General features: G+C 71.3%; 9 protein-coding genes. All 9 read right to left on the bottom strand.

The window, feature by feature from the left end; all coding sequences use genetic code 11:
- Nucleotides 1-61: 61 nt before the first annotated feature.
- A complete protein-coding gene (locus tag AB0D48_RS08425) occupies nucleotides 62-610 on the bottom strand; it encodes a hypothetical protein (protein ID WP_362392147.1) in 549 nt (182 codons plus the stop codon).
- Entirely contained in the window at nucleotides 610-2,919 is a 2,310-nt protein-coding gene (locus AB0D48_RS08430) for a hypothetical protein (protein WP_362392149.1), read from the bottom strand. Before AB0D48_RS08430 ends, AB0D48_RS08425 begins: the two co-directional genes overlap by 1 nt.
- An 11-nt stretch (nucleotides 2,920-2,930) precedes the next feature.
- Nucleotides 2,931-3,353 carry a hypothetical protein gene (locus AB0D48_RS08435; RefSeq protein ID WP_362392151.1) on the bottom strand — a complete coding sequence of 141 codons (423 nt, stop codon included), beginning with the start codon at nucleotides 3,351-3,353 and terminating at the stop codon, nucleotides 2,931-2,933.
- Nucleotides 3,354-3,393: 40 nt separating this feature from the next.
- Nucleotides 3,394-4,569 carry a type VII secretion-associated serine protease mycosin gene (gene mycP / locus AB0D48_RS08440; RefSeq protein WP_362392153.1) on the bottom strand — a complete coding sequence of 392 codons (1,176 nt, stop codon included), beginning with the start codon at nucleotides 4,567-4,569 and terminating at the stop codon, nucleotides 3,394-3,396.
- A 21-nt stretch (nucleotides 4,570-4,590) separates the two neighbouring features.
- The gene (locus AB0D48_RS08445) at nucleotides 4,591-6,015 is read right to left on the bottom strand and encodes a hypothetical protein (RefSeq protein WP_362392155.1); all 1,425 of its coding nucleotides are present in this window, start codon (nucleotides 6,013-6,015) and stop codon (nucleotides 4,591-4,593) included.
- Nucleotides 6,015-6,512, bottom strand: a complete 498-nt coding sequence (locus AB0D48_RS08450) for a hypothetical protein (RefSeq protein ID WP_362392157.1) — start codon at nucleotides 6,510-6,512, stop codon at nucleotides 6,015-6,017. The genes AB0D48_RS08445 and AB0D48_RS08450 overlap by 1 nt, the downstream gene beginning before the upstream one ends.
- Before the next feature lie 174 nt (nucleotides 6,513-6,686).
- The gene (locus AB0D48_RS08455) at nucleotides 6,687-8,987 is read right to left on the bottom strand and encodes a xanthine dehydrogenase family protein molybdopterin-binding subunit (protein WP_362392328.1); all 2,301 of its coding nucleotides are present in this window, start codon (nucleotides 8,985-8,987) and stop codon (nucleotides 6,687-6,689) included.
- Between the two features lie 35 nt (nucleotides 8,988-9,022).
- On the bottom strand, nucleotides 9,023-10,993 hold the full coding sequence (locus AB0D48_RS08460) for a 2Fe-2S iron-sulfur cluster-binding protein (protein ID WP_362392159.1): 1,971 nt from the start codon (nucleotides 10,991-10,993) through the stop codon (nucleotides 9,023-9,025).
- Nucleotides 10,990-11,880, bottom strand: coding sequence for an FAD binding domain-containing protein (locus AB0D48_RS08465; protein WP_362392161.1), 891 nt, complete (start codon nucleotides 11,878-11,880; stop codon nucleotides 10,990-10,992). The genes AB0D48_RS08460 and AB0D48_RS08465 overlap by 4 nt, the downstream gene beginning before the upstream one ends.
- Nucleotides 11,881-12,020 lie beyond the last annotated feature (140 nt).

The following is a 12,020-nucleotide window of genomic DNA, read 5'->3' on the forward strand; positions in this document are numbered from 1 at the left end:
TCACGGCTATCCCGCCGGGACCTCTCGCACGATCAGGTGATCCTCAAGGCCAGTACAGGGGCTAGACGCCGCAGCCGGTCTGCTGCTTGGCGGCGTCCAGGTACTTCGTCATGAGCGTGGTGAACAGGGGGCGTGATGTGCCGGGCTTCATCTGGTCGATGGAGCCACTGATCGACAGCTCCAGCGCGAAGGAGTCCTGGGACCCCTTGCACGTGAGCGCGACGCGGGCGCCCGTGTTCCAGACGATCCCCTTGTCGCCGAGCGGCAGCGGATCCGGCGCGGGCTGGTTCTGGTCCATGGGCGGCCAGACGATGCTCTGTCCCAAGGGCTTGCGCGTGGCGCTGACCAGGACCCGCCCCTTGCCGTCCACGTCCACGTTGCAGGTCGCCCCACGGCGCTCCGCGGTCAGCCGGAGATCGGTCGGCGCGGTCTCCTTCACCGTCTCACCGGCGCCCAGCAGAGGCTCCAGGTCGGACCGGGTGAAGATGCCGAAGCAGGTCCGCTCCGGCAACTGCGGGGCCGCAGCCTTCTTCTCCTCGGCGCAGCCGGTGAAAACCGCCGCCGCGGCCAGCGTGAGGACGCAGGCGAGAGGGATACGAGCGGTGCGCATCAGGAGCCGCCGTTCGACGTGGCGACCTGCCCGCGACCGACCGCGTGCGCGTTCGCCGTCTCCGTCGAAGCCACACCCGCAAGGGCGTCGATGGTCCTCTGGCTCATGCCCGTTCCCTGCACGGCCTTGCGCACCGATTGCGCCGCGGACTCCCCGGCCTCCATCTGCGCGTTCGTGTAGTCGAGCACCGCTTTGTGATCGGCCTCGCCGGTCTTCTCCGCCTGGTCCTTCTTCGCCCGCTCCACCACGCCCTCCGTGATGTCCTCCTGGAGCCACTCCACGACGTCTCCGGCCAGCGGCACCATCTCCAGGTACTTGCCGCCCGCCGCACTGATGCCTCGGTTGATCCACTTGGCGTTTTCCTCGACGCCCTTGACGTACTCCTCCGCCTTGTGGCCGTTCTCGGCGAACGTGCCCTCGGCCCGGGCCTCGGACAGGATGCCGGCGATCTGACCGCCGGGGTGCACGGCGCTCTTGATCGCCGCGTCCAGGTCTTCGTACTCGGCCCGGTGGGCGACGACGTCGTTGATGAGTGTCGTCGTGAACGCCCGCTGGGAGTTGGTGATCGCCCCGTACGCGTCGGGGTCCTGGCCCACAGCCCCGATGAACGCAGCCATGTCGGCCTTGTGGAACTCGGCCATGACTCCGTTGACCTTGATCATCCGACTGCCGTTCTCGGCTGACGCCTGCATGTCCGGCATGTACTCGGCCGCCATCTGCCCGAAGTGACCGGACAGTCCCTTCAACCGGCCCTCGTTCTCGCCCGGCTCCGCCGCAACCAGTTCCGGCTTGTCGCCGATCTTCTCGACGACCCGTTCCATGACGGCCGCCATCTCCTTGGTGTGCGGCACCGGCTTCGCGTCCTCGTCGCCCGCCGCGCGGCCGCTGACTGCCGTCTCCAGGGCGGAGCCGAGCGCCTCCTGGGCCGGGCCCGCTTCGCCGTAGGGGTGGTCGGGGGTCCGGTCGAAGGCGTCGGCCCACGACTCCTTGTCGAGCATGTAGTCGACCATGCCGCGGGCCTTGCCGTGCTGGCCGTCCACGACCTTGTCGGCCGTGGTGACGATGCCGTCGCCGTTGCTGTCCTGGCGGACCGGCTCGTTGAAGAAGGCCGTCGCCGCGTCCGGGTTGTGGGACATCGCGTCCATCAGGCCCGTCAGCGGGTAGAAGCCCCGGCTGCCGTCCTTGCCCTGGCTGAGCACCGTTTTCGGGTCGTACGGCGACCCGTGCTCCCAGGCTTTCGGGTTCTCGCGGTCGAACGCCACCATGTCCCGGCCGACCGAGGTCAGGAAGTCCTTGTCGTACTTGCCCTCGTGGAGCAGCGCGCCCAACGCCTGGTAACCGTAGATCTTGCTCGTCAGATCGCCGGTGACCTGCATCTCCTTGCGGCCGGCCTTCATCAGGTCGGTCGTCCACGCCGCATCCAGGTAGTTCGGCGCGCTCTTCTGCGTGGCGAGCCCCAGCATCGCGCCCATGTCGTTCTGGATGTTGCCGACCATCGCCAGGCGGTCCTTGCCCGCCTCACCCAGGGTCGACGCGTCGATGGACAGCTTCGCGTACGCCTCGAGCGTGCCTTCGGGGCCGAGCTTGCGGTAGAAGTCCGTCGAGAAGTCGGCGTCGTTGCGGTTGTCGTCGAGCAGGTCCTCCAGCTCGCGCAGCGCTTCGGGGTTGCGGGCGACGCCGCCCGGCTCCTTGCTGAGCTTCTTCATCAGCTCGGCCGCCCGGTCGGCCTGTTCGCCGTCCAGGGTGGTGTACTTCGGCGCGGTGAAGTTGTGGTCGTCCGACACGTTGGCGCGCAGTGCGCGGGCCAGGGAGTCGTCGGCGTCCGCGCAGTCCTCGACGAGCCGGTCCACCCTCGCCTGCCAGGCCTTGCGGTTCTCTTCCTGCTTGCGCAAGAACTCGGGATAGTCCGGGTCGTGCCGGGCCGCGAACTCGGTCTTCGGGTCCATCGGAACGGCCGAGACCTTGCCGGCCGCGTCCACCCGGAACCCGGCGGCGGGGGCCTCCTCGTCGGCGGCCTTCTTCAGGGCGTCCCGAGCCGTCTTGATGGTGGTGTGGCCGTCGCTGAGGAGCTGGTGGACGCCCTTGGCCTCCTTGGCGGCGTCCTCGAACTCCTTCGCCGTCTTGTCGACGAACCCCCGCCCCACGCCGGCGGTGACGCCGCTCCACTCGGCCTTGTCGGCCTTCGCCTTCATGCCGTTACGGGCCGCCTCGGCGAGCTCGTCGAGCTTGTCGACCATCGCCTTCCAGTCCGTGATCGCCGTCTGGACCTTGTCCAACGGCGCGTTCATCACGTTCTCGTACGTCAGCATCCGAGCGCCGCCTACTTCAGGTATTTGTCGATCGCGGAGGCGGTGAGGTCAGCGTGCAACTGCGCCTCGTCCTTCGCGTGGGACTTGAGCGAGTAGTTCAGCCCGTTGGAGATGTTCGCGCAGGCCGCCACGAGGGTCTTCACCTGGCTCTCCCACATGGTGTTGACCTTCAGCAGCGCCGCCCCGCTCGCGAAGCCCTCCTTGCTGAGCGCGCCCGCGGCCTCGGCGGTGGCGGTGGCGGCGTGCTTGCCGTCGCTCTGGAGGCGGGAGTGCAGCTTGAACGCCTCGGAGCCGATGGCACCGATGTGGTCCTGGTTGAGATCGAGGTCACCGCCACCGCCACCGGCGGGTTCCACGGGGACGTGGTTGAGCCGCATGGAAACGTTGGCGGCGGCCGTGGCGCGTGCCGCCGACCATTCCTCGTCGAACGACATCGCGTGAACTCCCGAGTCAGGTCGGACAGATCAGGTCAGGTCAGCGGTTGCGGCGCACCACGACTACGGTCACGGCTCCGCCGATCAGGACGCAGGCTCCCAGACCAAGGGCGATCCAAGGAAGGGAACTGCCGCTCTTCTTCTCCCCCGCCTGGGGCGCGGGCTTGGACGCCGCGGCGTCGGGCGCCTTGCCGTCTGGGGAGGCCGAGGGCTTGCCGGCGGCGGCCGCCAGGTCGGGCAACGGGTAGACGTCGGCCGGGCCGGGGTCGCCGGGGGTGGGGACCGCGATACGGGGGCGGACGACGCCGTAGCCGACGTAGTCGTTGCGCTGCGAGCCGTCGGTGGGCTTGCCGGCGGTGTTCAGGAGGACGCGGAGTACTTGGTTGTTGGTCCAGTCGGGGTGCGCGGACCAGAGCAGGGCGGCGGAGGCGGAGGCGAGGGCGGAGGCGTCACTGGTGCCGTGGGTCTTACACAGCCCCGTCTTGCCCTTGCATGCAGTAACGATGTCGATGCCCGGCGCCGACAGGTCGATCTGCGAGCCGTGCTGCGACTCCTTGGTCGGATTACCATTGACGTCCACCGCGCCCACGCCAACCACTCCGGGCGTCGCAGCAGGGTAGTTGATCTCGTTGGTCGAGTCCCCGGAGTTACCTGCAGCGGCGAAGATCAGTTTGCCCTTCGAGAGCGCATACTTCACTGCGGCTGCCCGCTCTCGATCAGCCTCGGGCTTACCGGACCTACCTTGAGAAATATTGATGATCTTGGCATCTGAGTCTGCCGCGTAGCGGATGGCTGCAACCCAAGCCGGGGTCGTGTCATCCTCCAGCATGTCTGGCACGCGGATCGGGAGGATCTTTGCGCCGGGCGCAAGTCCGAAAGCGCCATCACCACTCGGGTGCTTTCCGGTTCCGGCGATCATTGCAGCCATGCCGGTACCGTGGCCGAAGTAGTCGTTATCCCGGCCTCCCTCGGCATCACCGACAGGGAAGGCTTTGCCGGGGAGGACCTGTCCTTCGAGTTCCGGGATCTGGTTGACTCCGGTGTCGATCACCGCAACGGTGACGCCCTTGCCCGTGCTGGTCTTCCAGATGTCGTCCGCCTTCATGGCGTCGAGATGCCACTGCTGCGATCGAATGGTCTCTGCGTGGGCCGGGGTCGCGGCGACCCCGGCCAGCAAGAGACCCATCAGGGCCGAAGTCGCCTTACGCATGCGCATCCCGTGCAATGTCCGTTCTGCTCAGTCGATCACCGGCGGAACAACACGACGGTTGCCCTGCCAGGTCTCTTCGTCCTCGGCCAGGTAATCGGGACGCTCGCCCGCTTGGTCATCGCGTCGACTGCCAGGAGTACGCGCACCCGCGCCGACGCCACCGGCGTTGTTCCGCACGAGGCCCGAGCCACCCTGGGTGAACGGCGTCGAGCGGCCGCCCGTCGCAGGCTGACGACCGCCGACGATACCTCCCGGCTCCGAGGCCAGCCGACGGCCCACCGGGGAACCACCCTGGGCGCCATGGGAGCCATGGGAGCCACCGGCACCGTGGCCCATGCCGCCGCCCATCATGCCGCGGCCGGCCTGCGCGCCTTCGGTACCGATGACCGTGCCGCGCGGGATGCCCGCGCTGGGGCCGGTGGACGTCACCGGCCGGCCGCCCATGATGCCGGTGTCACGCGGGGACGGCATGCCTGGCATACCGAGCTTGCCGAGGGGACCGCTCGTGCCCGGGACCGGGCCGCCGGGAGGCAACCCGAGGGGGCCGATGCCGGGGATCGTCTTCATCCCGCCGATCGGCGGCAGAGGTACAGGCGGGACAAGGTTGACGGGATTGGGGCCGCTGGGGCCTGTGGGCAGCGGGCCGCCAGGCGTAGTCGTCGGGGGCAGGGTCGGGTTCGGAAGCGTGGTGACCGTGTCCAGGTCCACGTCCACGTCGCCGTCCGGAGTCACCGGCAAGGGCGGCACCGACACCGTCGGGACGGTGTTGTCCAGCTGCGGCGGGTGTCCGGAAACCCAACCCGGTTCGTTCGCAGAGCCACTGCCGACGGGTGCCGACGGTGCGTGCGACGAGCTTCCCGAGTAGTTCCCCTGACCGGAACTGCCGCCCGGGCGGGCCATGTCCACTCCGCCGTAGTAGTCCGACGGCACGAACCGCTGCGGCGGCGGCGGAAACGTCGGGATCTGAGCCTTGTTCATCTGCGTCGAGGACTGCTCGTACGACTCGGCCAGGGCCTTCATCAGCTTCACGGCCTCGGTGTGATCCGCATTCAGCTTCGAGTGCGCCTGCTGGCCCATCTGCTGCGAGTCCGGGTCGTTGTGGTACTTGCGAGCCGCCTCCAGGTTTGCGGCGGCGCCCGTGTCGTAGGCGGGCATCTTCGACGCCTCGACCATCTTCTGGACGGCGTCGGTCATCCACTTGGAGCCCTCGGCGCTGTACTCGCTCAGTCGCAGCGTCGCGTTCCCTGCCCGGCCAACCCACTCCTGGAAGGCGACGGCTGCTTCGCCCTCCCAGCCCTTTACACGGTGGTTTTTGAGCTTCTCCGCGATCTTCGCGATGTCGTCGGAGGCCTTCTTGAGCTGCGCGGCCCTGGTCTTCGCCGTCTCAGGGTCCAGCGAGGCGATCATCGCCTTCAGCTGCTGGTGTGTGTATCCCTCGAAATCCGTTGCCATCAGACCGTACCGCCCGTTCCGTGGGCGTTCTTGCGCTCCTCCAGGTAGGGATCGCGGTCCGGAACGTAGTGTTCCTTCGCCTCCTTGGCGATAGCAGCCATGCGGCGCTTCGTCTCCTCGTCGACCTCCGCGATGCCCTTGCCCGCCGACAGAACGGCGATGCCCAGGGCCTCGATCTGCCCCGCCAAGCCCTTCGAGAGCTTCTCCAGCTCCGTGATGACCGTCGTGTACGACTTGTAGAGGGCGTCGGCCTCCGGGAAACCCTTGCCCAACGAGCCTTCGCGCAGGGTGCCGTGGGCGAGCTTCTTGTGGTCCGCGTCGGAGCCGCTCAGCTCTTCGAGCAGGACATCCACCATGCCCTTGTATTCCTTCAGGGAATCATGCTCGATCGCAAGCGCCGCAGCCTTCGCCTGCGCGTCGGCCTGCGCCCTGATCGCGTCCGCCAAACCCGTCGTAGGGCCTGCTCCGAACAGGCTTGAACCGTTCTCCGCTGCCACGATGGCCTCCCCGACTCCCCGTCTCCCCGTGGTTGCGGCGTGAGTTACCGCCGCTCCCCGTCCCCGTTCGCACCCGTTCTCACGCGCGCGTGCACACTCTCGTCGATCACTCTAGCGACCGGCACCGACAGCCCCAAGTCCGGGGTTGCACGTGCAATGCGGGTCACACGGTCACTAGTTGGACGTCACGACCGCCGCCGATGGCCGGATCGGGAGCCTGTTCACCGGGCGGCCCGTGGCCGACCGTACCGCCGACGCTACTGCCGCGGGTGCCGTCACCACAGGGATCGCGCTCGCCGCCTTCGCGCCGAAGGGGGCCACCACGTCGCGCTCCTCGACCAGTTTGACGATGCGCACCGCCGGGGCGTCCAGCGAAGTCGGCAGGGCGTAGCCCGTCAGGTCGGGGTGGCGGACCAGGCCGGAGACCGTGCGGAGGTTCTCCGTCAGGGCCGCGCCCACGCCCTGCGTGACGCCCGCTTCGATACGGGCCGCCAGCTGGCGGGGGTTGAGGACGCGGCCCACGTCCTGGGCCACGGCCAGTTCGACCACGCGCACCGAGCCCAGCTCGATGTCCACGTCCACCACCGCGCGGATCGCGCAGAACGCGAGGCCCACGAAGGCGTCGCCCTGGCCGTCCGCGTCCAGGGGTTCCGTCGGGTGGGGGCGGCACTGGGCCGTCGCCCAGAGTTCCTTGCCCTCCATCGCCTCCGTCACCGTGGTGGAGAACGCGCCGTCGTACGACGTGATCCGGCCATCCGCGATCTGCAGCAGTTCGGTGGACATGCCGAGCTTGTGCGCCATCGGCTGGAGGAGTTGGGTGCGGACCATCTTCGCCGCGCGCTCCACCGCGCCGCCCGACACCCACGTGTGGCGGCCGTGAGCCGACGGGCCCGCCGGCGGCTGGTCGGTGTCGACCGGAGCGGTCGTCACCTCGTCGACGCCCAGGACCTCCTGGACGATCTGACGGGCCAGCGTGGCGAAGCCCTGGCCGGTGTCGACCGCCGCGCAGATGACCGTCGCCACGCCGTTGACCACCTTCACGGTGGCCGTCGCGACCTCGTCCGTGCCCTCCGCACCCAGCATGTGCACCATGCCGACGCCGTAGCCGACCCCGCGCCGCACCGCGCCCGGCTCGCCGGCGCCCTCCGGGCCGCCCGGCAGCAGCCACTCCTCCTCCGGTGTGTCCTTCGGGAGCGGGGGGAGCTCGTAATCGCGTACCGCGCGCAGGAGTTCCGCCACCGGGGCGGGGCACGTCACCGTCTGGCCCGTCGGGAGCAGGTCACCCGTCGCGAGGACGTTGCGCATGCGGAGTTCCGCGCCGTCGATGCCGAGGGCGGCGGCCAGTTTGTCCATCTGGCCCTCGTACGCCGCGCACACCTGCATGGCGCCCTCGCCCCGTACGTGGCCCGACGGCGGGTTGTTCGTACGGACCGCCCAGCCCTCGACGAAGGCGTGCGGGACGACGTACGGGCCGCAGGCGAACGCCACGGCCGCGGCGAGCGACTCCGAGGACGAGTCCGCGTACGCGCCCGCGTCCATCAGGATCTGGGCCTCGACCTTGACCAGCCGGCCCTCCGCGTCCGCGTGGTGGCGGTAGCGCAGCAGGGTCGGGTGGCGGTGGGTGTGGCCGAGGAAGGACTCCTCGCGGGTGGCGGCCAGCTTGACCGGGCAGCCCGTGCGCAGGGCGAGGAGACCGAGCGGGAGCTGGAAGGCCGCGTCCTCGCGGTCCGCCGTCGCGCCCGGGACTCCGGTGACCACGACACGCACGCGGTCCGGTTCGAGGCCGAAGCAGGCCGCCGCCAGGTCGCGGTCGGTGTGCGGGTCGGTGGAGGCGGTGTACAGCTCCACGCCGCCGTCGGGGCGCGGCACGGCCAGTCCGGCCTCGGCGCCGATGGGTGCGGGGTCCTGGCGGCCGATCCTGTACAGGCCCTCGACGACGACCTCGCCGGTCGCCTCCGGGTCGCCGTAGCGCAGCGGGATGTGCCGGATCAGGTTGCCGTCGGGGTGCAGGGCGGGAGCGCCGAAGGACTGCTCGGGGTCGGTGACCGGGTCCAGGAGCTCGTACTCGACGGCGATGGCGGCCGCGGCGAGCCGCGCCGTGTCCGGGTGGTCGGCGGCGACGGCGGCGATGGGCTCGCCGTGGTGGCGTACGACGTCGTGCGCGAAGACCGGCCGGTCGGCGATGCGGCGGCCGTGGGTGGTGGCGCCGGGGACGTCGGCGTGGGTGACGACGGCGCGAACGCCGGGCATCTCGGCGGCGGCCGAGGTGTCGATGGAGAGGATCCGGGCGTGGGCGTGCGGGGAGCGCAGCACGGCGGCCCACAGGAGGCCCTCGGCCCACAGGTCGGCGGCGTAGGGGAAGGTGCCCTCGGTCTTGGCCCGGGTGTCGGCGGCCGGGACGGAGGCTCCGATTCCGCGTGGTACCTGCTGGTCCGGGACCTCGGGGGCGGCGGAGGCCGTCACCGTGGCGTTCATGGTCGTCGTCGTGGCCGTCGCCGCGTCCTGCGCGCTCACGCCGTGCCTCCGTGGTGGATGCCGCCCTCGCCGGGCGGTGCCTGATGCGGAATGCGCGGCTCAGTAGGACCCTGAGCCGGAGCCTGACCGGCGAACTCGGCCGCCGACGCCGACGCCGAAGCCGACGCCGCCGTCCCCGCAGCCGTCGCCTCGCGCTCGGCCACGACCTCGCGCACGGCGTCGATGACCCCCGCGTAGCCGGAGCAGCGGCACAGGTTGCCGCACAGCGCCTGACGGGTCTCCAGCTCGCTGGGGGCGTGATTGCCCTCCAGCAGGTCGTGGATGGTCATGGCCATGCCGGGCACGCAGAATCCGCACTGCACCGCACCCGACCTGCACAACGCCTGCTGCACGTCGGAGAGTTCCCCGTTCGTCGCGAGACCCTCGACGGTACGGACCTCGCTCCCGGCGGCCGTCGCGGCCGGCACCAGGCAGGAGGCGACGAGCCGGCCGTCGACCTGCACCGCGCAGGCGCCGCATTCGCCCTGCGAGCAGCCGTCCTTGGCGCCGGCGAGACCGAGGCGCTCGCGTAGCACGTAGAGCAGCGATTCGCCGATCCAGGCGCCGGTGACGGGCCGGTCGGCGCCGTTGACGCGCAGGACGTAGGAAGCCTGCGGGTGCTCGTGATGGGCGACGGCCCCGGCTGCCGCCGTTTGTTCTCCGTACGCCGGCACCTCGGTCGGGAAACCTTCGGCGGTGTCCTCGGCCGGCGGTGCCACAGCGATGTCGGCGGTGTCGCCGGTCGGCGTGGGCCCGGTCGGGATCCCGGCCGGGGCAGGGGCGGCTCCGGCGAAGCCGTGCCCGTCCGCGTCTGCCGACTCCGCGTCGGCCGATCCCGCCACTGCGGGCTCCGCCTCGGGCTCGGCCTCCACCTCGGGCTCCGCCTCGGGCCCAGGCTCGCGAGCCGCCTCCGGCGCATGCCCGAACGCCTCGAAGCCGCGCCCGTCACTCTCAGCTTCCGCGGGCACAGCAGACACAGCGGACACAGCAGGCTCGGACGGCGCGGGCTCGGAAGGCGCGGATTCCGCCGCCGCCTCGACCCTCACTCCCCCGAAGAGATCCAGGCCGCCGGCCGCCGCCGGCCGCTCCGCCGCCTCGGCCACCGGGTGCGGCCGCTCCCCCTCGACCGGCATCGCCGCCGCGCCGTGCGCGGCCTCGATGTCGTGCGGGGCCGGGTGCACCGGCTCGCCCGCCTCCGGGAGCGGGGTGCCCACACCGGGGCCGCCCAGCACGCGCGGCCCGCGCGGCGGGGTGCCGACCCCGGGGCCGCCGAGCAGCCGCCCGGCGGCCGCCGCCGTGGCAGCGGCCGCCGATGCCGCGACCGCCTCGTCCGTACCCGGCAGGGTCCCCTGAGCCTGCTGCTGCGCCGCGAAATCGGGGTGGTTCGCCCAGGGTGCCGGGGCCCCGCCCGGCAGCGTCGCCGGGGCCTGGCTCCAGTCGGCGTCCAGCGAGCTCTGCCGGAAGTCGGCGGGCTGTTCGGCGGGTTCCGGCACGGCCCACTGCCCGGTCGCCGAAGCCTCGTCCGTGAACCGCCACTCGGCCGTCGCCCCCGGATCGGGCTCCGGCTCCGCCTCGGCGAACGCCGCGGCCACCGATGCCGGGATCGGGATCGAGGCCGGGATCGGCCCGCCGACCGGCGCCGGGGCGGGAGCCTGGGCGGGCGCGGAAGCCGAGTCCGCCGGGACCTGGGACCCCGCCTCCGGCCACTGCACGGGAATCGTCCACGTACCCGTGGCCGCCGGATCGGTACTGGCCGAGCCGAGCGGCACGATCATCGGCGGCGGCACGTACCCGTGCCCGGGCGCGGCCAGCGGCTCGCCGGTGCCGAGTGCGTCCAGCATGTCCTGCGGCAGCTTGACGAACGCCGTCGCGTCGGAGTCGTACTCGCCGCCCTGCGGGACAGGTTCCCAGCCCCAGCCCGCCGTACCGTTCCCCTGGGTCACGTTCTCGTTCTCGTTCTCGCTCATGAGGTCAGTGCCCTCCCGAGGGCCCTGCGTGCCAGCACGGCCACCGTCCGCCGCAGATGCAGTACACCGGCGGCCACCGGTTCGCCCTGGTCGGGCACGCACGCGGCCGCGACGTACTCGCCGAAGGCCTCCAGGGCTTCGGGAGCCAGGCTCCGCTCCCCGTCCCAGTCGATCAACGAGGCCACCCACTGTTCGGCCTCCAGCGGCCGAAGCGGCATCGGGGCCACCGCGCCGATCGCGCAGCGCACGCCCCGGCGCGCGGGGTCCAGTACGAGCCCCACGGACGCCACCGCGCGCCCCGGGCCGGTTCGCCCGGTGGCCTTGAGGAACACCTGGGGCGCGTGCAGCAGCGGCACGCGGACGAAGCCGATCAGCTCGCCCGGGCTCAGCATCTCGCGGCCGGCCAGCAGGTGGGACACGGGGATCTCGCGCGATCCGCCCGGACCGACGATGACGAGTACGGCCTCCAGCGCGGCCAGCACGGGCAGGGCGTCACCGGTGGGCGCGGCGGTGGCGATGTTCCCGCCGAGGGTGCCCGCATTGCGGATCTGCGGGGGTCCGGCGGCGCGCGCGGCGGCCGCCAGCGCGGGGATCAGAGCGGCGAAATCCGGCCGCCCCATCCGCGCGTGGGTCAGACCGGCGCCGAGCAGCGCGTGACCGTCCTGGTACTGCCAGCCCCGGATCTCGTTGATGCGCCCCAGGCCCACCAGCGCGGCGGGCCGCAGCAGTCCGGAGTTGACCGCGGCCATGAGGTCGGTGCCGCCCGCCACGGGCACGGCGGCGGGCATGGCGGTGAGCGCCGCCACGGCCTCGTCGAGCGAGACCGGCAACGTCACGGACTGCGCCGCCGGCGGCCCCTGAACTGAATGCGGTGCGTGCGTGGTCAACCCAGCTGCCCCTTCCCGATGTCCCGGTCACGGCGCTCACGCCTGTCCGCCGTACGGTACGTGCTCACCGCCGGGACGTGGCAACTCTGGCACATCTTCCCGGCCGCCCGGCGCGAGGGTCGGCCGCTTGCCCCAGGGCC

Origin of the sequence: Streptomyces sp. NPDC048269 (assembly GCF_040652395.1) — a bacterium.
GTDB lineage: Bacteria > Actinomycetota > Actinomycetes > Streptomycetales > Streptomycetaceae > Streptomyces.